The organism is Lactobacillus sp. ESL0261 (assembly GCF_003693025.1).
Taxonomy (GTDB): Bacteria; Bacillota; Bacilli; order Lactobacillales; family Lactobacillaceae; genus Lactobacillus; species Lactobacillus kullabergensis.
The window spans coordinates 66,061-88,641 of record NZ_REHN01000001.1; the positions used below are offsets into that span (position 1 = coordinate 66,061).

A 22,581-nucleotide genomic window follows, 5' to 3' on the forward strand; every position below is an offset into this window, starting at 1 on the left:
AGAATTAAGCGCTATAATGGCGCTATGATTTGGAAACGCCGGTTCAAGGTGAGTGCTGGTTTTTATTTGGGGATGAAACCTTCACTCTGAATTAAGTATTGGGGAATAATTAATGATAATTGAAACCAAGAACCTGGCGAAACGGTATCGTAAGGTGAAAGCAGCTAAGCTGTTTCACAAAGAATATCGCATTTTTGACGCAGTAAAAAACGTTTCTCTAGAAATTCATCAAGGAGATCATGTTGGCTTGGTGGGGTTAAATGGTTCCGGTAAGTCGACTTTGATCAAAATGATTTTAGGTATTTTGCAGCCTGATGGCGGCAGTATCAAGACTTTTGGTAGAGATCCGCTTAATAACAGACAAAAAAATGCGGCTAAAATAGGAGTAGTATTCGGGCAAAAAAGCCAATTACGCTGGGACTTGCCCGCAATAGACACCTTCAAACTCAACCGTGAAATATATCAAGTACCGGAGGATATTTTTACCAAACGGGTAACAAAGTTAGCGCGGATGTTGCAGGCTACCGAGTTTTTAACGCAACCGGTGCGCACCCTTAGTTTGGGTCAAAGGATGAAGGCTGAATTTATTGCAGCTCTTATTCACGATCCTGAACTGGTTATTTTAGATGAACCCACAATTGGACTTGACGTTCTGACTAAAAATAGCATCACGCAATTTTTACAACAATTAACTGACAAAACGATCATTTTCACTTCGCACGATCTCGATGAAGTAGCCAAAGTATGCTCACGCATTTTAATTTTGAATAAAGGTCAGTTGGTATTAGATCAAAGTAGTCTACAACTAGCAGAATTAGATGTGCCCGCAACGGTCACGTTTACCAGTGCAGATAAATTAAGTGCTGATTTAATTAAGCAATGGCCCAACATGATGCAGCTTAAAAACGGTTCATACCAGATTGCAGGCATTAAGCAAGAAAATCTGAAAGAAGTGTTAAGTACAATTACTGCCCGCATCCCAGTTGCCAATATTGAAGTTAAGAGCAGTAAATTGGCATATTTATTGGCGCACCTCAAACAGCAGGAGGTGCAGCAATGAAATATAGGCTAATGCTCATTAAAATAGGAATAAAAAAAGGTCTAGCCTCAAAATATGCTTTGATTTTCTGGCTGTTTTCATCTTTAATTTCGCTTACCGTACAGTATTTTTTGTGGCAAGCTGTTCTAACTGGCAAGCCAAACGGTGAATTTAAACAAACAATTAGTTATTTGGTATTAATGCAGCTTTTGACCGTGCTTTTTCCTAAAACCAGCTACGATGTGAATGATAAAGTTCGTTCTGGTGATATTGCACTTGACCTGTTAAAACCAGTAGCATTTGCAACGCAGCTACTGTGGGAAAGCATTGGCTATTCAGTTGTCAAATTTGCAGTGATTGGTACAGTGGATTTATTAGTTTGTTTATGGATTCTGAATTTTCAAATTGCAGTGAGCACAATTTTAATGGTCTTAGTAACAACCACTTTGGCGTATTTATTGTATTTTGAACTGGAACTGCTTTTAGGGACATTTTCTTTTTACACTTATAGTATTTGGGGCATCTCCACTTTTAAAGAAGCAATACTATTGGTATTAGCTGGCAATATTTTTCCGGCCAATTTTTATCCGGCAGTGATCAAAAAGTTGGCCGCTTATTTGCCATTTCAATATTCATTTGGTGCAGTAGGAATGCTGGCACAAAAGCCATCGTGGAGTTTATTTATTCAAGTAGTTTTGATCCAGCTTTTCTACATTATCCTGTTCAACGTGCTTTTTAAATTCTTGTTTAAGCGCTCCGTTGTTTCAACTGTGATTCAAGGAGGGTAATAATGAGATATTTAAAATTGTTAGCCACTTATTTAAAAGTAAATTTAAAATCACTTGCTGTTTATGACCTGGACTTTTATTTTGCGCTAGCAGGGATGATCATTCAAAACTTGCTTAATATCCTCGCTTTAAGATTTATTTTTAATATTGTGCCCCGCATTAAAGGCTATAGTTTTGCACAGCTGCTTTTAACTTATGCCTTGGCAACTTTAGCTTTTGCTATTTTTCGCTGCTTTTTTATCAATGCACTCAACATTTCGGATTATATTCATGACGGGCGCTTAGATACAATCTTAATTAAACCCGTCAATCCTTTATTTCAGCTTGTTAATGAACGAGTCGATGAAGATGCGTGGGGCGATTTAATTGTTGCGCTTTTGTTGTTGATAATTGTGGATATGCAGTTGCATAATCCGTGGTATATCACGGTCATGTTTATTTTTATCTCACTTTTTACTTCGCTCATCTTTTTGGGATTGGCCGTATTAGGTAATATAGTTGCACTACTTTCTAATGGTTTAGCCAACTTGGCAGAAACAACATTTGACTTTTTTGACATGAGTAAATACCCGTTAGCGATCTATTCGTCGGTTTTAAGGATAATTATGACTTTTATCTTGCCAATCGGCTGGGTTGCTTCAATTCCACAAGAAAAAATTGCAGTTAAACATGAGTGGATCTGGTTGCTATTAATTCCTGGCGCCTGTGTATTCTTTTTTGTCATAATTTATCAGTTATGGCGGGTATTTTTACAAAAATACCAAAGTACTGGCAGTTAACACTAAAAAGCTCTGTAGTTTATGGCTACAGGGCTTTTTAAGTCTCTGAAATTCTTTTTCTTTTCATTTTATTGCATTAAATCCTATTACTCAAAAATTGATTCCTGCAATAATTTTAAAAATAATTCTGCGACTGGTGATAAATTAACACCGTGTTTCCAAACCACCCTGATAGCTTGCTGCAACTCTGGCTGTAATTTTCTAAACGTAATGCCCGAATCTTTAGACGTATCAGCTAATTTATCTAAAGTAAGCATTAATGCGGCATGATTCTTAACCATCAAAGTACCGTTAAAATTTAAATTATAACTGCCAATAAAATTGACTGAATCATAATAATTTCCTAGCCAGTTTTGAAAAAGGTGCATTTTTTGCGCTTGCTGTGAATTTAATAAAGAACGTCCTTGTAAATCTACTGGTTTGATCACTGCTTTTTGCGCTAAAGGATCATTAGCGGGCATTAAAATTCCCCAAGTATCTCTTTCGGGTAAGGTTAAAGAGGCGTAATTAGCTAAAGGAACGTTTCCGATAATGACTGCAAAGTCAACCGTCCTGTTATCTAGCTTGCGTTCGGCATAACTGTAGTCTCCACTTAATAGGTGAATTTTAACAGAAGGGTGCTCTTTAATAATTGCGCTGACCACATTCATGACCCGCTGCATCCCGAGGCTTTCTCCCGCAGCGATGGTCAAGTCGCCACTAATAAAAGAAGCTTTTGTTAGATTTCTTTTGGTTTTAGCAGATAAGTCTAAAATTTCCTGTGCCTGTTCAAGTAAATAATGACCTGCTGGAGTTAAAGCTAAATGCCGCGACTTACGGCTAAACAATTTAACGCCAAGTTCAGCTTCTAGTTCAGCAATTTGCCTTGATAAAGCTGGCTGGGAGATAAGCAGCTTTCTGGCAGCACGGGTCATATTGCCTTCTTGAGCCACGGCTACAAAGTAATTTAAAACTCTTAGTTCCATATTATCTTCTCCTTGCTAAATTGTTTTTGCCGCTAAAAAGTCCCTTTAATGCAAACAAGTTATACAAGATCATGTTTAAAAAGTATTTTACATAAAAAAGTAGTATGACTAAAATTTTAACTAATCGGTAAAATCGAAAGATAAAAAGCGCCTATAACTATTAACTATAGGTTACTTTTCAATCAATATTAGATAAAACAAGCAAGAACAATCGCTGTGTTTAACTCAATATTTTTTTAGATAAGACTTAAACTTAGATCTAAGTTTAATTATCGAAAAGAGGAACAATAATGAAAATATCAGAAGTAGCAGAAAAGGTAGAATTAACCCCTGTAACACTCAGGTATTATGAAAAAATGGGTCTGATACCTGAAGTCAAAAAAGAGCACGGGGTTAGAAACTATGAAGAAAAAGATCTTACCTGGATTAGTTTTATTAAGTGCATGCGTCAAGTTAAAATTCCAGTTAATGATTTGCTGGAATATACTAAATTGATGCAGCAGGGCAGTGATACTAAGAAACCCAGACGGCAAATTTTAGTCAAAGAATTGCATAGGTTAGAAAAGCAAGATCAGAACATTCAGGCTACTATTGTTCGTTTGAAAAATAAGATTAGTTTATACGACCAAGGTAAAATACAATAAGCTAATTACCAGAGAAAGTTAACTAATAAACGGTCAACCTTAGTATTTTCGTGTAGTTTACTGTGTTGAGCGCGAGAACCTCTAATTTCTTTTTCCTGATATGAACGGGCGCGTTTACTGACTAAGTAACGGTAAGAACGGGCAGAGTTAACGGTAACGTCACCATCACTGCCAGACCCCATATCACCATAGATATTCAAGACGTCAGCATTTTGAGGAAATTTTTTTCTCAAACTTAGAAGTTCGCGGTAGCCTGCACTCATTTTTTGCGGTTTGCCAGCGCGATTTAAGACAGTTTTATTTGGTGCCCCTTGTTCTCCAAGATAGCCATTATAATGACCGGCAATTGAAACCTGTTTATTTAAGTGAGGCATGTGCGAATTAGTGGCATTATTGCGCAAGTAATAGGCAATTTGTAAATTACCCATTGAATGTCCTACTAAATTGATGCAATTAAAACGATACCTTTTTTGCAGTGCATTAATTACGTCTTTAATATAATTGTTGCTTTTGTTCATGGCAGCAATTTGATTATTTGTTCCAGCCAAAATGCTCTTATTATTTTGGAGGTTGACTTCAACTACCGGGTTTTTGGCCCGCTTTTTTATTGTCCCTATTAAGGTGACTTTACCATTAGAGCTAACATCGGCACGAATAACAGAATTAGTAGCATGCTGTTTTTGGGCATAAGCGACCATGCTTTCTTCAGCATGGTAACTGCTGCCCCAGCCATGTACAAAAAGTGTTGGCGTATCGATGCGAATACTGGCACCATTTTCTTTTTGGTAATTATTTTTTAAAAAGTAAATGCTTGATAGCAGTATGACTATTATTAATGTACTAAAAAGAATGGCCTTACGCTTTCTGGTCATTATTAATCAGCCCCTTGCAGCCATAGTTTGCAATTATAAATTCTGTTGCACATCCGCCACAATTTGCTCAATAGTTAAATGATTTTGCTGGTAAATTTCTTTAACTGGAGTTTGGTCAGTATAAACGCGGTTTTGACCGTAATTAAGTACTTTAACTTTGGTTTTACCAAGGTAGGATGCCACTTTTTGACCAAAACCACCATCTAGAGAGTTATCTTCAAGAGTAACAATTAATTGGTGATTAGCTGCTAACTGGTTCAGTGCTTGTTTGTCCAAAATATTGGCAGAGAGTGGATTAACTAGGGTAGCTCCTAATTTAGTTGCCACGTCTTTACCTAATTGATAAAAATCTCCTAGTGCCAAAACTGCCACATCTTTACCTGGTTTAACTTGATACTTAATTTCTGAATAATCAGTCGCTACTGTTTGTTCGTCTGAGTCTGGCACATTGGCCGGCATTTTAATAGCAACGGGGTGTTTTCTTTGGTTAATTGCCCACTTAATCATTGCTTTTTCTTCTTCTAGCGTAGTAGGAGCTAAGTAAATCCAATTAGGTAAATTAGAAATCATTACTTGGTCAAAGATGCCCAAGTGTGTCTTAGATTGATTAGAAATTCGTCCTCCCGCAACTAACATTACGACAGGCAGATCATTGGCAGCCGTATCGTGAGAAAGTTGGTCAAAAGCACGTTGTAGGAAAGTAGAATTTTCCATTAGAACTGGAATGCCACCTTCTTTGGCAAACCCAGTGGCAAAAGCAACTGACTCTTGTTCAGCAATACCAACGTCAGTGTAATGATCTGGAAATTCGTTTTTAAAATCATCAAGGTCAAAGACACCCGGAATGGCGGCATCTATGGCCATGACATTTTTTCCTGCTTTAATCTCATTTTTAATCACATCAAGAGCAACTGAATTGGTAGTAGAACCCTGACTTTCTGGAGCAAGTGGCTGATCGTTTTCTAAATTAAACGGTGAGACCCAGTGGTGAGCTTCTTCATCAAGAACTGCTGGCTTATAGCCTTTGCCTTTAAGCGTATTAATGTGTAATAAAATTGGGTGGTCAACGTCTTTAACTGCCTTAAAAGCGGCAATCATATCAGCAAGGTTATTACCGTCTGCAACATAGCGGTAATCAAAGCCCATAGCTGTAAAGGGATTTTCTGCTGTCTGACCGTTTGAATCACGTAATTTCTTTAGAGCAATCACTAAGCCGCCAACATTTTCATCAATTGACCATTGATTATCATTAACTACAACTACCAAGTTATGTTTTTCAATTGCGGCATTGTTTAAACCTTCAAAGGCGAGTCCGCCAGTCATGGAACCGTCACCGATCAAAGCCATGATGTTTTCATGTTTGCCCATTAAGTCACGCGCCTTAGCCATGCCTGTGGCTAGGGCAATAGAAGTTGAAGTGTGACCGATTGAGTAATAATCATAAGGACTTTCGTCCGGATTAGAATATGGAGTAACGTCTTCATAGTGGTCGGGATCAAGCCAGGCCTGTGCCCGTCCTGTTAACATTTTATGGGGATATGTTTGGTGCGAAACGTCCCAAATAATTTTGTCTTCGGGTGCATTAAAGACATAATGGTAGGCAATTGTGGCCTCCACAATTCCTAAGTCGGGACCAAGGTGTCCGCCTTCAGCTGCATCTTTTTCTAAAATTAAAGTTCTAATTTCCTGGGCTAATTTTTCCATTTCAGAGATACTTAATTTTTTAAGATCTTTGGGTCCGGCAATCTGGTTTAGTAAAAAATCTTCATGTTTGTTCATTATCAAGTGCCTCCTGCACTAATTTATTCAATCTTTATTAATAATTATAAAATACTTTCCTGTGAGAGTGAGCTAACAATTGTGTGAATTGCTCTCACCTGCAACATAAAATTTTATAATTATTAAAATTGTAGTACTTAATGTTAAGGTTAAGTCAAATAGCAAACTAAAATTTTTTATTTAAAAATGATATGGCACTGTTTAAACTATAATTACTAGGTGCATTTGCAATTGATTTAATCCCGATTTATGATTTGAAAAGCAATTTGCTAATAGGTAAAAAGGCAGTTAAAAATTTTACATTGTTGGGCGATGCCGGAATATGGTACCCAGGCCAAAATATTTGTTAACGAAAACCTAAATAAATAAAAAACTTGCTTATTAAAGATAAGTTAGTGGTATGATTAAGTTGTCGAGAAAACGTTTTTATAAGGGAGATGTTGATGATGAAAATAGGTTTTATTGGCACTGGCGTAATGGGCAATGCAATTTGTCTTAATTTGTTGAAAGCCGGTCATCAGTTATGGGTCTATAACCGGACAAAAAGCAAGACGGATAATTTAGTTGCTCAAGGTGCTACTTGGTGTGAAAATCCTAAAGCTGTTGTTGAACATGCAGACACGATTTTTACAATTGTAGGTTTTCCGAAAGATGTTGAACAAGTTTATTTCGGCGATAACGGCATTTTGCAGGCTGATGTCAAAGGCAAAAACCTGGTTGATATGACAACCTCAAAACCAGCTTTAGCACAAAAAATATTTGCTGCAGGTGAAAAGCAGGGTGCTAAAGTACTGGATGCTCCTGTTTCTGGTGGTGACCTGGGCGCTAAAAATGGTACCTTGACCATCATGGTTGGTGGAGATGAATCTGCTTATCAAAACTTGGAACCTGTTTTTAAGGATTTCGGCAAGCAAGTTCACTATTTTGGACCAGCTGGTGCAGGTCAGAATACCAAAATGGCAAACCAAATTATGATTGCAGGTACGATGACTGGTATGACAGAAATGCTTGTTTATGCCAAAAAGGCCGGCCTTGACCTAGAAACAGTTCTCAAAACCGTCGGTGCGGGTAGTGCTGCTAACTGGAGTCTAAGTAATTACGGTCCGAGAGTTTTAAAAGGTGACTATACCCCAGGCTTTTTCAGTAAACATTTTTTGAAAGATTTACGCATTGCTTTAGAGACAGCTAAAGAAATGAAAATTGAATTACCTGCTACTGAAGAAGCTAAAAAGTTATATGAGATTTTGGTTGATGAAAAGCATTTAGGCGACCTAGGTACACAGGGATTGATCAAACTGTGGTGGCAGTAAAGTATTAATTTTAAATAAACTAAAAACGGAATAGTTTCGTAATTGAAACTACTCCGCTTTTTTAATATGAGTAAGATTATTTGATTTTACTTTTGACCTCTGGCACACCATCTAAGACGTTGGCGTAGCGCGCTAAGATAAAAAGATAATCTGACAGGCGATTGATATATTTTAAACAAGCAGGAGCAAGTTTTTGCTCCTCAGCGTTCAACTTAGCCATTGAGCGTTCTGCTCGTCTGGCCACTGTACGTGCATAATGCAGATGTGTAGCAGTAACCGAACCGCCAGGTAGAATGAAATGGGTTGTTTTAGGAATTTGTTCATTGAGGTTGTCGATTTCTTTTTCTAAATTCTCCACTTTTTCTGTCGTAATTTCTTCATGCCTTTTGACAACAATATCACTTTCAAGCTCATATAGGTCACGTTGCAGATTCTGTAAAGGATCATGCAATTTTTGACATTTGGCAGACAAGTTGGCAATTACAACTCCGAGATATGAATCAAGCTCATCAATATCACCAACGGCGACAATTTGCAAATCATATTTAGGAACCATTTTACCGGTAACCTGTTTAGTGAAACCTTGATCGCCGACCTTGGTATAAATTTTAATTGTCATAACAGCCTCCGTTTATAATGATCTAGAGCAATGTTTAGTGGTTTGTATAAAATGGGATAAAATACTAAATCACCAATTGCATGATAAGTGTCAAAGACTAGACTGCCGGCCCAATATGCTAAAAAGGCGTTAAAACCACCAAAAATAGACATACCGAAGTCGACAAAGCAGCCATATTCCCAGCCAAGAAAAACGGCGAGAATTAATTGTAAAGTAAAGTGTTTCTTAAGCGGTGTAAATTTACCTAGCAAAGCAACGGTTAAAACGCAACCGCCGTAAGCTAAAACCTGTGATACAGTCCAGATGCCAAAGCCTAAGTAAATGTTGGAGACGACCATGGTTAAAAGAGCTAAGGCAAAGCCAAAACCAAAACCAATATTTAAAGTTACAATCATTAAGATATCAGTCACTGGTTGGACATTAGGTACAGGTATAATCTTAAAAATTCTTAGTGCCACGCACATGGCGGTTAAAATCGCTAGTAATGCTAACTTCTTGGTTGAATTACGTACCATAGCAAACTTTAAAAGCTAGTTTTTGCTAAAGTAAATTTAACCTTGTCTTTGTTTGCTAATTTTTGGATTGCTGCGCCTTTTTGGGCGAACTTACCATTAATTCTGTAGGTCCAATAGATTTTTTTACTTGGTTTTTGGCTCTTACCAGCAATAGAAGTAATAAAACCATTCGTACTCTTTACTTTCCAGCACTTTCTTAAACCGCGCATTACTGTTGAGTGCTTCGGCAATTTAACAGTCTTCTTTTTGTAAGTCTTGTTGTGTACTTTCAGAGTATAAGTGACTTTAATCTTGCTACTGGCATCAACCTGCTGGACGTTTTGGGTTGTTTCATAGCCTGCAAACGTAAAGGTAAAAATAGTGGCAATTCCGGTTAAAACAGATAATTTGCTTTTTTTCATATAAAAACTCCCAATCTATAAATTTTTTGTGCAAGCACTAAAATATTTCGTACTTAGTCGCTTGCACGGACTTTTTACTTCATTTTGGCTAAAGTAAATTTGACTTTATCGTTACTTGCGACTTTTTGCTGGTTAGCACCTTTTGTGGCATATTTTCCGTTAACGGTGTAAGTCCAGTATATTTTCTTTTTGGCATTTTGTTTTTTACCATCAATTGCAGTAATGAAGCCTTTATTGCTGTCTACCTTCCAGGCCTTTTTCAAACCAGTCATAACAGTAGACTTTTTAGGCACTTTGACTGTCTTTTTTTCTGTATCTTTTTTCGTAGCTAAAACATAGCTAACAGAAATATTATGGTTTGTTTTGGGCTTTTGCTGGGTCTGATTGTTCTGGCAACCGGATAAAGTAAAGGCAAAAATGGTTGCAACACTAGCAATTATTGGCAGCTTGCTTTTTTTCATAATTATAATTTCGCCTACTCAAATTATTTAACAGGACATGCACCGGATTCACAGTCAGTTTGGTCAACTAACTCCAAGTCTTTTTGATCATCATTTTGCTCAGCAAAGACTTGAGCGACATCACCAGTAATCTGGGCTTTTCTTTCTTCGTATTTTTCTTTATCGATCGGTTCTTTTGGCGCTTGCTTGAGTGAGCCGCCATAGTATGGCAACAGTGAAGTTGACTTAATTACATGACGGTATTGCTTAAAGAGTGAAGTAATCTTGTCACCTTCATCGCTTTGGAAAGTAACAGTACAACTAACTGCATTATCTGACCAGTAAGTTTGCAGGAATGCTTGCGTAGCAAACTGTTCTTCAATTGAAACTGTGCCAGCCGAAGCGAAGTTTTTACTATCAGCGTGAGCAGCACGTAATGGAAATTCAACACACGTTGTGTTTGGTGAATAAATATCAGGTTCTGAGTAGTAACCACAGGCGTCCAGTGCTTTAAGCAGGGGATCAGAAGCTTGGAACCTGATTCTTTGAATGAGGTAACCGGCATAGTGGAAGTGCATACCTTCAGAAGCTCCAGCTAATTTGGCAACAGTGCCTGAAGGCTTAACGGTAGTGTGCTTGATTGATTCGTTGCAGTTTAAAGTCTTACTGTATTCTTTATCAGCAGCAATGACTGCTTGGTAGGCAGCAGTAACCATTTTAATTCCCTGAGGATCGTAAATTGGTTTCTTGATTTTTGCACCAGTTTCTTCATCAATACTGTCTTCAAAGCCGGTAACAACGCGGTGACCCAAATCGTTTAACAGCCAGTCTTGGATACCTGACATGGAAACACCAATTCTCCGGTTCTTATAAATGATGTTACGGGAAATTTCCCAGTCATAGTCGCTAAAGGTTACACGTTTGGCGTAGCGAGTCGCTAATCTGAAAACGTCTTTCAGATCCCAATTTTCTTGTTCTGCAATATATGGAAATACTTCGAACAGGTTGCAAGGTTCACCGTTACCCAGGGAAATTTCTCCACAAGGGTTAGTACCTTCAACATCACCGTCAATATCTTTTTGATAACCGTCAATGATCCGGCCGTAATTACGAGATAAGTCAAGGTTAACTATTCCAGGCTCACCGTTTTCTCTGATGCCGTTAGCAATTGGTTCATATTCATCAAAGTTAGAATCAATTGCCACACTGTTATTTGAGGCCCAGCGGTGGTGGTAGAGTTTATCTTTATCCTGTTTCATAGCGATAAAGTCTTGATCAGTACTAGTGCCTAAAGCCAGTTCTGCTGATCTTCTTACGTTGCCGGCAACGACTGTTTTACCAATTAAGTTGCAAATGTCAGTACAATCAACAGAAGTTAAATTGCCGCCGACCCGGTTGTTAATAATGTTGTTAATATCGAAAAACATTTCCACTAACGGCATAGGACCAGAAGCTGTACCGCCAAAGCCGTGAATCTTAGCTCCGTAAGGACGAATTCTGCTGATGTCGAGTACCAGTTTGGTCTTATTTTCAGAATTGGTTTGGTTAAAGTGCACGTCGATTAAGCGAGCGTTAGCTAAAACCCAGCCTTCACGGGTATCGGGCAAATTATAATAAATATAATCTGATTTACCATCGTTTTGCTTGATCCATTCGTCTTTGTCCGTTGCACCCAGCTTAATTGAATCTGCGTATGAGGCACTCTTTTTGTTAATCACGACTGTCAAGTCAATTTTATTATCAACTGCAGGAATCTTTCTAATATTATCTTGGACAACAGAAAAGCCAACGCCGCCGCCTTTCATTGATTCGTCAAAAAGAAATGAAAAAGGCATTGAAACTGCTTCTTGATCTTGATTTAAATAATCTGGAACTATATGACTGTCACCGTATTTTTGCGGACGAATAGCTATGAACCAGCAATTATTCAAAGAGTCACCATTGCGCTTTTGGTAATCTGTACCAGAAACCCACAGATTACGACCAGAAGGCGTTGCGCCAAGGCCGTAAACCAGTTTAAATAAATCCTTAGCTTCGTTTGTTAATTCGTTGACTACTTCTGTCGAAGGAGAATCTTTAAGACGGGGATCCAAATTAATGTTGCCCTCGATTACGCGTTTAACCGTTTCGTCCCAATTTTCGGAACGATTTTTTTCAGGAAGCCATCTGGCATAGGTCCTTTTATAAGTAACCCAGCCAAGCTCTCCCCAATGGGGAGTGACATTTTGTTTCACTTGATCAATGTAACCCTGATCTAAGGTTATGCTCGTATTTTTCATATTCAAAGTTACTCCTTAAACTAGCAAATTGTTCCACAGACACATCATCTATGGCTACAATTAGAACTATACCACAATATCTTGTATTTTCTAGAGCAAAGTTTACTCTCAAACACAAGAGAAAAGCATTAAATGATGTGCGAGTAAGTTATAGAGGGTAATAAAAAAACATATAGAATTCAGAGCAACAAAAAAGCACAATAAGTTGAATCTAGTACTTATTATGCTTGAATATATCTTTATTTTTTTAAAGTAAAACTAATGCCTGACTGCTGCGAAGAAAAGGAAGATTAAGCCCAGAAAAATAATTGCAGGAATGAATAAGTGAATTAAGAAAAAGAAAGCAAGAGCACAAGCTAAAAGGAAAAATAGGATTTTGACAATCCCAATTCCCATTTTGACCAAAAGCCAAATGAGAAACAAAATCAATAATAATGTAAACATGCCCAATCACTCCTTTTGCTTAAATTAAGGGATATTATATCTTATTTTTTGAAATAGCAGTAGCAATGTAAACAAAATTTAAAAATAGTTAATTATGTTCTTTATCAGTGAAATATTGTTATAATGAATCTCCACACTAATTTTAGTGAATACGCATTATATTCTTAGGGATATTTGGAGAGGAAGAAATTGCTTGCGTTATAAACAAATAATTTTTGATGTTGATGATACTTTGATTGACTTTGCTGCCACGGAAAGTTTTGCATTGCATAGTCTCTTTAAAGCACATCACTGGCAGCTAACTGAAGAGATGCAACGTGATTACCATGCATATAATCAAGGACTGTGGCGTAAGCTGGAACAAGGCAAGATCAATTATGAGCAGCTGAGTAGAATGGCTTTTACCAATTTTATTAAAGAAAATTTGGGTATTACAGTTGATGGCTTAGCAATAATGAATGAATATCGCTCTTATTTTGGTGAGTCGTACAAGTTGCTGCCGGGAGTTACGGATACTTTGCGGTATGCCCGTAAACAAAATTATTGCTTGACGGTTTTAAGCAACGGTGAGACCTTTATGCAAAGGCATCGTTTACAATTAGCGGGAATTAAGGATTATTTTTCCTTAATTGTGACATCGCAAGAAGCTGGTTTTTCTAAGCCTGATACTCGGATTTTTGATTACTTTTTTGCTCACACCAATATTGGTCCTGAAGATACAGTCTTTTTTGGTGACGGACTGCAGTCAGACATATTAGGAGCAGAAAAATATGGTTTTGACAGTATTTGGTATAACCACCGCAGGCGCAAGAATAAGATGAACCTGCATCCGCTATATGAAGTAACCACTTATCCGCAATTTGTAACTTTACTAAAAAGCGACTTTCAAAAACAGCCGCAGTAATTGCTATTTTTTGCTGTAGAAGTATAGCTCAGTTCGGTATAATAGTGGTGAGAGGTGAAAAATTATGACTAGCAAAATTCAATCTTTAAATGACACTTATGAATTAAATAATGGCGTCAAAATCCCAGTTATCGGACTGGGAACTTGGCAAACTCCTGATGGTGAAGTTGCTCAAAAAACCGTTGAGGATGCGCTGAGTCTCGGTTATCGCTTAATTGATACTGCTGCTGCCTACGGCAATGAGGAAAGCATTGGTCGGGGCATTAAACGAAGTGGAGTGAACAGGCGTGACTTATTTGTGACGACTAAGTTGTGGAATGATCATCACGGTTACCAGAAAACTAAAGCAGCAATTGATGAAAGTTTAACTAAACTGGATTTAGATTATCTTGATTTGTACTTGATCCATTGGCCTAATCCGGCCCCAGTGCGTGATCACTGGGCTGAATTGAATGCGGAAAGCTGGCAAGCAATGGAAGAGGCAGTTCAAGCAGGAAAAATTCGCGCAATTGGCGTTTCTAACTTTAGACGTAAGCACCTGGATGAGCTTCTAAAAACCGCTAAGATTCGTCCTGCTGTTAATCAAATTTATCTCAACCCTAGTGATATGGAAGAAGACGTAACGGCTTATAATAAAGAACTTGGTATTCTAAGCGAGGCATATTCGCCACTAGGTAGAGGTGGTTTGTTTGCCAATGATACGGTAGTTTCTATTGCACAACATTATGATAAAAGCCCAGCACAAGTTTTATTACGCTGGTCATTGCAACATGGTTTTGTTCCGCTACCAAAATCAGTTCACCGCGAACGCCTTGAAGCTAATTTGCAGGTCTTTGACTTTACTATTACTGCGGCTGATATGGCAAAACTTGATGGTTTGCATGGAGCAGCCCAAGTAGCAAATGATCCAGACCAAACAGATTTTTAAAAGGTGCTTGTTGATGAAAATTGGCTTTATTGGAGCTGGTAAAATTGGCTCTGCAATTATTGAGGGCTTGTTGAATGCCCAAAATCCTAGTGAAGACATTTATGTTTTTGACGGTGGACGCCATCACACTGCGCAAAAAATGGCAGCTGAACGTCACTTAAGCTTGATTAATAATTATGAGGACTTTAATGCTTGTCAAGCAGTTATAGTAGCGGTAGGCGGATCTGCCACTGAAACAATCATCAAAAATTTAGGGCAAAAATATCACGGCATTATCCTGTCAACTGGCGGTGGTGATCTGACTCAAATTAATCAAAAGCTGCCAGCAGAAACTTCTTTTGGCAAAATAGTGCCCAATACACCGGTACAAATCGGTGCAGGTATTACAGTTGCCAGCTTTATACCTGATGAAAAGCCGGCAGTAATCACTACTGTCAAAAATATTTTTACCCAAATGGGAACTGTTTACGTTGTACCTGAAAATCTGTTGGGCATATATGGTACTGTAGCTGGTTGCACACCTGCCTATGTTGATTTAATGGTTGAAGCTCTAAGTGATGCCGCAGTACAGAATGGAGTTAACCGAGCCGAATCATACGAAATCATTAACCAGATGCTTTTAGGCACAAGTAAGTTAGCACTCGCTAGTAAAAAATTGCCCGAAGAGTTAAAAGATGAAGTTACTACGCCAGGCGGTTCGACAATTAGAGGCGTAACTAAACTTGAAGAAGAAGGGTTTAGGAACGCGCTGATTCAGGCAATAAATGCTTCTGCTAATTAAAATAATCAATTAAAAAGACATCAGATAAATTTATCTGATGTCTTTTTTGACAATAAAGTGTATTTAAGAAGGGAAAATAAGTTTAGAGACTAAAACTCTTTGTCTAAATCAACTGGAGTATCAGCTTTTTCACCCTTAATTAGCTTCAAGTTGTTGTCGAAAGCCTTGATAACCATGTTACGAACAGCATGAGTAGTGTAAAAGGCTGTATGTGGAGTTACCAAAACATTTGGCCGTGCAATCAAGTCAGCTAAACGTTTGTCAGGAAAGTCCTTACCACTGAAGTCACTGTTGAAAATACCAACTTCATTTTCGTAAGTATCCATTACGAAGCCAAAAACTTTACCTGAGTCAAGACCACGAACAATTGCATCCGTATCAACTAATGGTCCACGGGAAACGTTGACAATAACAACGCCATCCTTCATCTTCTTAATTGAATCATCGTTAATCATGTGAACATTTTCTGGAGTATCAGGAACGTGAAGTGAAATAACGTCAGACTTAGCGTAAAGTTCATCTAAGTCATCAACGTAGTAACCCTTCTTTTCTAATTCTGGGTTCTTGAAGATATCGTAGGCAATAACCTTAGCGCCAAAGCCTTCCATAATTCTCATGAATACTTGACCAATATGACCAGTACCTACAACACCAACAGTTTGGTCACGTACTTCGCGACCAATTGTAGGTGCCCAGCGCAGATCATGCTTAGCAACTTTTTCGTCCATAACCTTGTCTTGGCGCAAAACTCTGGCAGCTTGAATAGCAGCGTGTTCAGCGATGGCATCTGGTGAGTATACCGGAACATTAGTGATCTTAAAGCCTAATTCCTTAGCTTTCTTTAGGTCAATATTGTCAATACCAACGTTACGGATTGACCAGTTGTGAATACCTAATTTGTCTAATGCCTCAATAGTATCAGCCTTGTAATCCAGTTGCTGGTAAGTTACAACACCATCAGCACCTTTAGCTAATTCAGCCGTTTCAGGGGTGAGAAGTTGATCAGTGAAATCAACATCAACATCCTTGTGAGCTTCCTTCCATTCATGTACATATGGTTCTTCATCTTTACGAATGGCGTAAGCATAAATTTTAGTCATAAAATCTAACCTCCAAAGATTATTATTGTTGTCTCTTGTGCTATTATACACTTGCTTAACGTGATTGAAAAATATAAAAATGTGAAAAAATTATTTTTTAAAAAATACTGCTATATCGGTAATCGCTTACATTTATGTTGCAAAAGGGATTATAGCAAAACAAAAAAATTACAAATATTTTTTTCTAAGGTAGTGAAAAATATAACAGCAAATTTAATGGCATTACGTGCAAGTTGGTAAAAAATAATACTGATAAAAATCATAGAAATTTTGAGTCCCTGTGAAAAAACTATATAATGAAAGAAATGATTAATAAGGAGAAGAAAATGATCTTAATTTCGTGGAATATTGATTCACTTAATGCAGCTTTAACAGGAACTTCCTCACGTGCCGTGGCAACACGCCAGGTTTTAGAAAAAATACATGCTCAAAATGCCGATATTGTCGCAATCCAGGAAACAAAATTGCGCTCAACTGGACCTACCAAAAAACACTTGGAAATATTAACCAAGGAGTTTCCAGAATATGATATAGTATGGCGCTCATCAGAAGAACCAGCTCGTAAAGGATATGCCGGTACTATGTTTTTATACAAAAAAGAACTTAAGCCTAAAGTAACTTATCCTGTGATTGGTGCACCAGAGCCAATGGATCATGAAGGCAGAATTATTACTTTGGAGTTTCCTGAGTATTTTGTGACCCAAGTTTATACGCCAAACTCAGGTAATGGTCTAAAGCGCTTGAGTGAACGGCAAGTATGGGATGAAAAATATATCGCGTATTTGCAAAAGTTGGATCAGGAAAAACCGGTATTAGCTAGTGGAGATTATAATTGTGCCCACCATGAAATTGACCTGAAACATCCGGATACAAACCATCATTCTGCCGGTTTTACAGATGAAGAGCGAGCAGATTTTACTAAAATGCTTAAGGCCGGCTTCACCGATACCTTTAGAAAAATAAATGGCAACGTTGAGGGAGTTTACTCTTGGTGGGCTCAACGTGTAAGGACTGCTAAGGCTAATAATTCAGGCTGGAGAATTGATTATTGGCTGACAAGCAATAGAATTGCTGATAAGGTCAAGCGTTCCGAGATGATGGATACTGGGGAGCGCGCCGATCACTGCCCAATTTTATTGGAAATAGATTTATAAATAGTAATAAAAAGAGATCCAAAGGGTTGGGTTTCTTTTTCTTTTGTGTAAAATAGCTTTGAGGTGATGTTGAATGAATGAGCCTTTGCAGGATGCCATTCTTAACGGTTTGTATGATCCCAGCTATCCAGGACATGAATTATTAGGACCAAAACTGTTGCAAAATAACAAACAGGAGAATATCTGGCTGACGCTGCGTCAAGAGCTTCTTAGCTGCCACAGTTTTACCTGGGCAGTGGCTTTTATTACTCAAGACATGCTTGTTCCGTTTAAAGTAGTCATGGCTGATTTGGCTAAAAGAAATATTACGGGTACTTTAATTACAGGTGACTACTTAGGATTTAACAACCCTAAAGTTTTCCGTGAATTGTTAAAAATTCCCAATTTAAGCGTTAAAATCACCTCTAAAAACGGTTTTCATGCTAAAGGCTATCTTTTTGAACACGAAGATTGGCAGACTTTAGTTATCGGCAGCGCTAATTTTACCCGGGCAGCTTTGCTCAGTAACTGTGAGTGGGCTTTGAAGATTAGCTCAAAGAATAATGCTACATTAACTGTGCAGATTGCCCAGCAGTTACATGAATTAAAAAGAAACAGTATGCCCTTATCTGAAAGTTGGATAGCAGAATATGAACAAAATTGGGTAAAACCACAGTCGCAATCAGGGGCTCAATTAAATGAAAAAGCTAAAATTGTACCTAATGAAATGCAAAAAGAAGCTTTGCATGAGTTAAAAGGACTAATTGATAGCGGGCAAAAACGCGGCCTGGTAGTTTCAGCAACAGGAACAGGCAAAACGTATTTGGGAGCATTTGCAGTCAAAGACTTTAAGCCTCATAAATTTCTTTATGTTGTCCACCGCGAGCAAATTGCCAAAAAGGCTTTAAAAAGTTTTTACCAAGTGATTGGTGGCCAGTCATCTGATTATGGGCTATTAACAGGACATAAGCATCAGATTGACTGCAAATATGTTTTTGCTACAGTGCAAACTTTAAGCCAGACAGATATACTTGACAGCTTGGAGGCAACAACTTTCGATTACATTTTGATTGATGAGGCTCACCGGGCGGCTGCACCAAGTTATCAGCGTATTTTTGCCAAGTTTAAGCCACAATTTTGGCTGGGGATGACTGCTACGCCGGAAAGAATGGATGATCAGGATGTTTACCGCTTATTTGATTATAATTTAGCCTATGAGATCCGCTTGCGTGAAGCACTGGAAGAAAAGATGCTTGCACCTTTTCATTATGTTGGCGTTGAGGACTATGAAGTAGATGGTGCAACGATTGACGAAACTACCAACTTGCGCAGACTGCTTGCGCCAGAGCGTGTTGATTATGTTTTAAAACAGTTGGATTACTATGGCTACTGCGGTTCACAAGCCAAAGGGCTGGTTTTTTGCAGTCGCCAAGAAGAAGCGCGTCAATTAGCGCAGGCTTTTTCAGACCGTGAGCATCCCGCTATCGCTTTAACTAATGAAGACAGTGAAAAAAGAAGACTGCAAGTTGTCAACCAGCTGCAACAAGGCAAAATTGACTACATTATTACGGTTGACCTTTTTAATGAAGGAATTGATATTCCAGCTTTAAATCAGATAATTATGTTGCGCAATACGCAGTCCAGTATTGTTTTTATCCAGCAGCTGGGTCGCGGTTTGCGTAAATATCCCGGTAAAGATTATGTCACGGTCATCGACTTTATTGGTAACTATAAAAATAATTATTTAATTCCAATTGCTTTAAATCAGGATGACAGCCGCTCGCAGGATAAGGCACGCGAGGAAAGCGTACTCCCCAGTTTTATCGATGTTTCAACAATTAACTTTAGTCAAATTGCTTCTGCCCAAATTTTGGCTTCGCTTGATAAGATTAAATTGGACAGCATTAAAGAATTACGGCAGTCTTACCAAGAACTAGCGCAAAAGATAGGACGTCCGCCCCTGTTATTTGATTTTTACCGTTATGGCTCAACTTCTCCCATGGTTTTTGCCAATAATCATAGTCTTGAGCATTATGGCGGCTTCTTGATTAAAATGGGTGAACCTGTGAAGCTAAGTGATTATGAAGATGGCGTTTTGTCTTTTGTTACCAAGGAATTATTAAATGGGAAAAGACCACATGAACTAATACTATTGCAGCTGCTTTTAGAAAAAAAGCAGGTTAGTCAAGAAGAATTTGAGCAAGTCTTGCATGATTATGGTGCTTACGTTAATGAAAAGGTCCTGACTTCAGTAGAAGATATTCTTTCTTTGAACTTTTTTGACATCAAACAAGGCAAGACAACGAAAAAAGACCAGTATGGCGGTCAACCCCTTATAGTCAAAATTGATTTGTTTGACTATTCATTAGCACCAATATTGGCACTATCTCTTAACCAAAATGAAACTTTTAGGAAATTATTTAGAGATGTGATTAAAACGGGTTTGGCACTTAATCAAGACTATGACAATCACAAACAATTTACCCTTTACCAGCAATATGATCGTAAAGATGTTTGTCGGTTGTTAAACTGGCCCAAAGATGTTTCCGCACCTATGTATGGCTATCGTGTAGACGAAAACGAAACGCCTATTTTTATTACTTATCAAAAAGATTCGACTAAAAAGCGCAATGCTTTGTACCATAATACGCTAGAAGACGGTCGCTGTTTGCGCTGGTATACGAGATCGCCCCGTCATCTAGAATCAGATGAAGTTCAAAGGCTGCTTAATACTCCGCAGATGAAGCTGTTGCTTTTTGTTAAGAAGAGCGATGCGATTGGCAAGCAATTTTACTATTTAGGACAGGTAGATATTCAAAAGGATACGGTCAAGGAAGAATTACTGGGGCCAAAGAAAAAAGCTGCGGTAGGGATGAACTTGCTGCTAGAAAAGCCATTGAGTACAAAAATGTATGAGCTACTATTTGATGAATAAGAAAAAGTCTAAGAGTTGAACTTCTTAGACTTTTTGAGTTAGAAAAGAAAGTAATATTTTTAAATATTTAAAGGATTATTACAAAACAAAGGACCAACAAATCACGTTGATAAATGCTGATTTATTAGTCCTTTTGATATGTAAGTAGGAAATCACTTTAGCTAATTTTTTGATAAAAACCTAGCGCTCTACAAAAGTATTAGGTTTGATACGTTTCAGGATTTCGTATCCTACATCTTTTTGATCATTTTCATTATCGTTAGTTTGATTTAAAAACATAACAATTCCATTTTGATTATCAGCAGTTAGCTGCACCCAGGTGCCAAAATGCTGTCCCTTAAAGCTGCCATAGGCGTTTCTAATATTATCATTATTGTATAGGTACATTCCACCTGAATAGTTAACTACTTTGCTTTTTAGGTGAGTCAAATAATAGAAATCATCTTTATTTAAAACTGTGCCGTCTGTTAAGCCCACCTGAATCTTGTAATATTCTGCTGTGGTAGTAAAAAGATTGCCAGCACCAGGAATTTGTGAAACCAAGCTTTTTTTGAGATAAGTTGCTTTTTGATAGTTCTTACTCCCATTTGAATAGTATGAAATTGGATCAGTCATTTTCTTAGGGATGTTTTGGTAAAGATAAGTATTTTTCAAATTTAGCTTATCAATAATGCGGGTTTGCAAGTTATCTTCGTAAGACTTGCCTGTAACTTGCCTAATGATACCGGTGAGTAAAATATAGTTACTATTATTGTAGTGATAATTACCTATTATGTCAGATGCTGAGGCATTGATATTATTAACCACCCAGTTAATAGCATTGTCTTCTGAATAATTATAGCCTCTGTCTATTTCTGTTTTAGTAGCCATAATTCCAGAAGTATGGGTCAGTAGATTTCCTAAAGTAATATTATCGGCATTCTTGAGGTTAGGGTACCAGCGAGATATTTTGGTGTATTGAGTAAATTCGTCTTTGGTGCCCTTGGTTTCATTAATTAGTTGAACTATCATTGCACCAGTAATTACTTTTTGCAGTGAAGCGGTGGGATAAACAATTTTGCTGCTGCCATTACCAATTCTTTTGCCATACCAGGCATAACCGTAGCTGATTGTTTGTGGAACCCCGTTTTGTACTACTGTGACTATGCCACGAACATTGTGCTTTTTAAAAGTATCTCTAACAAAATTGTACATTTCAGTCTGCTTATTATTAGTGGCAGTTGCTGCACTAACCTGACTGGTTGCAGTAACTAAAGGCGAGGCAGCAATAACTAGGGAAGCCACCATTGTAATAAATTTATGCTTCAAAATAATTCTTTTCTCCTTAAAATATAGTAGTATTATAAGACTTTAAAATTAATTTGGGGAATACGAAAAGATTAAATTTAGATAACGTTTGTAATTCGTCTGAAAATACTTTGTTTTATTATGACATTGAAAAGTGGTGCTTTTAACCATTTAAAACTCTCACAAAAGAATACCAAGGGTAATGCGAATGAAATATTTGGAAAAAGAGGTTTTACTTTTTCTTAAAAGTGCCAGATAGTTAAGGCTTTTTGGTTTTAACAGAAAAAATGATAAAAAAGACTTGCAAAAGGCAAAAATAATTGCTAGTATTAATAACTGTCGTCGGGCAATGAGCCGCAAGGCAAGAGGCCTAAGAGGCAGCACAAAAAATCGAGCAAAAGCAGTTGACAAAAGCGAGCTGCTTTAGTAAGATAATAAACGCTGTCGGGGAAGACGGCAAACAGGTTCCAGAAAAAAGTGCTTGACAAAAGCGCGTGAATCTGGGAAAATAAAAAAGCTGTTTTAAAGAAGGCAGCAGGTAGTACCTTGAAAACTGAACAATGTTTTCGCAAAAATGTGCGGGTTTAACAGAACCCAAAACAAAAGAGCGAAGTCAATTTCGCAAGCAAATAAATCCGA

Annotated in this window: 21 protein-coding genes; 10 read left to right on the forward strand and 11 right to left on the reverse strand. The window is 37.7% G+C overall.

The window, feature by feature from the left end; all coding sequences use genetic code 11:
* Positions 1–112: 112 nt before the first annotated feature.
* Genes F5ESL0261_RS00305 through F5ESL0261_RS00315 form a run of 3 tightly spaced genes read left to right on the forward strand, consistent with a single transcriptional unit; the run spans position 113 to position 2,606 of the window.
* Positions 113–1,060 (forward strand): ATP-binding cassette domain-containing protein, encoded by a 948-nt coding sequence (locus F5ESL0261_RS00305; protein ID WP_122051740.1) that lies wholly within the window; start codon positions 113–115, stop codon positions 1,058–1,060.
* Positions 1,057–1,827: an ABC-2 family transporter protein gene (locus tag F5ESL0261_RS00310; protein ID WP_122051741.1), complete on the forward strand. Its 771-nt coding sequence runs from the start codon at positions 1,057–1,059 to the stop codon at positions 1,825–1,827. The genes F5ESL0261_RS00305 and F5ESL0261_RS00310 overlap by 4 nt, the downstream gene beginning before the upstream one ends.
* Positions 1,827–2,606, forward strand: a complete 780-nt coding sequence (locus F5ESL0261_RS00315) for an ABC-2 family transporter protein (RefSeq protein WP_199699930.1) — start codon at positions 1,827–1,829, stop codon at positions 2,604–2,606. The genes F5ESL0261_RS00310 and F5ESL0261_RS00315 overlap by 1 nt, the downstream gene beginning before the upstream one ends.
* Positions 2,607–2,692: 86 nt before the next feature.
* Here the strand turns inward: F5ESL0261_RS00315 and F5ESL0261_RS00320 are convergent, their stop codons facing one another.
* The gene (locus F5ESL0261_RS00320) at positions 2,693–3,571 is read right to left on the reverse strand and encodes a LysR family transcriptional regulator (protein WP_122051743.1); all 879 of its coding nucleotides are present in this window, start codon (positions 3,569–3,571) and stop codon (positions 2,693–2,695) included.
* Between the two features lie 290 nt (positions 3,572–3,861).
* On the opposite strand from F5ESL0261_RS00320, the gene F5ESL0261_RS00325 reads away from it, so the two are divergent.
* Positions 3,862–4,215, forward strand: a complete 354-nt coding sequence (locus tag F5ESL0261_RS00325) for a MerR family transcriptional regulator (RefSeq protein WP_045927319.1) — start codon at positions 3,862–3,864, stop codon at positions 4,213–4,215.
* Positions 4,216–4,220: 5 nt separating this feature from the next.
* Here the strand turns inward: F5ESL0261_RS00325 and F5ESL0261_RS00330 are convergent, their stop codons facing one another.
* Together F5ESL0261_RS00330 and F5ESL0261_RS00335 are read right to left on the reverse strand one after the other, a co-directional pair.
* Positions 4,221–5,087 carry an alpha/beta hydrolase gene (locus F5ESL0261_RS00330; RefSeq protein WP_122051744.1) on the reverse strand — a complete coding sequence of 289 codons (867 nt, stop codon included), beginning with the start codon at positions 5,085–5,087 and terminating at the stop codon, positions 4,221–4,223.
* A 33-nt stretch (positions 5,088–5,120) separates the two neighbouring features.
* A complete protein-coding gene (locus F5ESL0261_RS00335; protein ID WP_122051745.1) occupies positions 5,121–6,866 on the reverse strand; it encodes a 1-deoxy-D-xylulose-5-phosphate synthase in 1,746 nt (581 codons plus the stop codon).
* Positions 6,867–7,312: 446 nt separating this feature from the next.
* Here F5ESL0261_RS00335 and F5ESL0261_RS00340 point away from each other — a divergent pair, with 446 nt between their 5' ends.
* Complete coding sequence (locus F5ESL0261_RS00340) at positions 7,313–8,176, forward strand: NAD(P)-dependent oxidoreductase (RefSeq protein ID WP_109585680.1); 864 nt, start codon at positions 7,313–7,315, stop codon at positions 8,174–8,176.
* Between the two features lie 76 nt (positions 8,177–8,252).
* On the opposite strand, the gene F5ESL0261_RS00345 is transcribed toward F5ESL0261_RS00340, so the two are convergent.
* The 6 genes from F5ESL0261_RS00345 to F5ESL0261_RS00370 all read right to left on the reverse strand — a co-directional run bounded on the left by F5ESL0261_RS00345 (position 8,253) and on the right by F5ESL0261_RS00370 (position 12,874).
* The gene (locus F5ESL0261_RS00345; protein WP_046331384.1) at positions 8,253–8,795 is read right to left on the reverse strand and encodes a cob(I)yrinic acid a,c-diamide adenosyltransferase; all 543 of its coding nucleotides are present in this window, start codon (positions 8,793–8,795) and stop codon (positions 8,253–8,255) included.
* The gene (locus F5ESL0261_RS00350; protein WP_045927323.1) at positions 8,792–9,310 is read right to left on the reverse strand and encodes an ECF transporter S component; all 519 of its coding nucleotides are present in this window, start codon (positions 9,308–9,310) and stop codon (positions 8,792–8,794) included. The genes F5ESL0261_RS00345 and F5ESL0261_RS00350 overlap by 4 nt, the downstream gene beginning before the upstream one ends.
* Before the next feature lie 8 nt (positions 9,311–9,318).
* Positions 9,319–9,711, reverse strand: coding sequence for a DUF4430 domain-containing protein (locus F5ESL0261_RS00355; RefSeq protein WP_122051746.1), 393 nt, complete (start codon positions 9,709–9,711; stop codon positions 9,319–9,321).
* Between the two features lie 74 nt (positions 9,712–9,785).
* Complete coding sequence (locus tag F5ESL0261_RS00360) at positions 9,786–10,172, reverse strand: DUF4430 domain-containing protein (protein WP_122051747.1); 387 nt, start codon at positions 10,170–10,172, stop codon at positions 9,786–9,788.
* A 23-nt stretch (positions 10,173–10,195) separates the two neighbouring features.
* Positions 10,196–12,430 carry a ribonucleoside-triphosphate reductase, adenosylcobalamin-dependent gene (gene nrdJ, locus F5ESL0261_RS00365; RefSeq protein WP_122051748.1) on the reverse strand — a complete coding sequence of 745 codons (2,235 nt, stop codon included), beginning with the start codon at positions 12,428–12,430 and terminating at the stop codon, positions 10,196–10,198.
* A 258-nt stretch (positions 12,431–12,688) separates the two neighbouring features.
* Positions 12,689–12,874 carry a hypothetical protein gene (locus F5ESL0261_RS00370; protein ID WP_034978719.1) on the reverse strand — a complete coding sequence of 62 codons (186 nt, stop codon included), beginning with the start codon at positions 12,872–12,874 and terminating at the stop codon, positions 12,689–12,691.
* A gap of 193 nt (positions 12,875–13,067) precedes the next feature.
* Here F5ESL0261_RS00370 and F5ESL0261_RS00375 point away from each other — a divergent pair, with 193 nt between their 5' ends.
* The 3 genes from F5ESL0261_RS00375 to proC all read left to right on the forward strand — a co-directional run bounded on the left by F5ESL0261_RS00375 (position 13,068) and on the right by proC (position 15,487).
* On the forward strand, positions 13,068–13,778 hold the full coding sequence (locus tag F5ESL0261_RS00375) for a YjjG family noncanonical pyrimidine nucleotidase (RefSeq protein ID WP_122051749.1): 711 nt from the start codon (positions 13,068–13,070) through the stop codon (positions 13,776–13,778).
* A 64-nt stretch (positions 13,779–13,842) separates the two neighbouring features.
* Positions 13,843–14,706: an aldo/keto reductase gene (locus tag F5ESL0261_RS00380; protein ID WP_046331391.1), complete on the forward strand. Its 864-nt coding sequence runs from the start codon at positions 13,843–13,845 to the stop codon at positions 14,704–14,706.
* Positions 14,707–14,719: 13 nt separating this feature from the next.
* A complete protein-coding gene (proC, locus tag F5ESL0261_RS00385; RefSeq protein ID WP_158595172.1) occupies positions 14,720–15,487 on the forward strand; it encodes a pyrroline-5-carboxylate reductase in 768 nt (255 codons plus the stop codon).
* Positions 15,488–15,576: 89 nt separating this feature from the next.
* Here the strand turns inward: proC and F5ESL0261_RS00390 are convergent, their stop codons facing one another.
* Positions 15,577–16,587 (reverse strand): D-2-hydroxyacid dehydrogenase, encoded by a 1,011-nt coding sequence (locus F5ESL0261_RS00390; protein ID WP_034978727.1) that lies wholly within the window; start codon positions 16,585–16,587, stop codon positions 15,577–15,579.
* A gap of 326 nt (positions 16,588–16,913) precedes the next feature.
* Here F5ESL0261_RS00390 and F5ESL0261_RS00395 point away from each other — a divergent pair, with 326 nt between their 5' ends.
* Together F5ESL0261_RS00395 and F5ESL0261_RS00400 are read left to right on the forward strand one after the other, a co-directional pair.
* On the forward strand, positions 16,914–17,741 hold the full coding sequence (locus tag F5ESL0261_RS00395; protein ID WP_122051751.1) for an exodeoxyribonuclease III: 828 nt from the start codon (positions 16,914–16,916) through the stop codon (positions 17,739–17,741).
* A 73-nt stretch (positions 17,742–17,814) separates the two neighbouring features.
* Positions 17,815–20,655 carry a DUF3427 domain-containing protein gene (locus F5ESL0261_RS00400; protein ID WP_122051752.1) on the forward strand — a complete coding sequence of 947 codons (2,841 nt, stop codon included), beginning with the start codon at positions 17,815–17,817 and terminating at the stop codon, positions 20,653–20,655.
* 180 nt (positions 20,656–20,835) lie between these two features.
* On the opposite strand, the gene F5ESL0261_RS00405 is transcribed toward F5ESL0261_RS00400, so the two are convergent.
* A complete protein-coding gene (locus tag F5ESL0261_RS00405; protein WP_122051753.1) occupies positions 20,836–21,942 on the reverse strand; it encodes a serine hydrolase in 1,107 nt (368 codons plus the stop codon).
* Between the last annotated feature and the right edge of the window lie 639 nt (positions 21,943–22,581).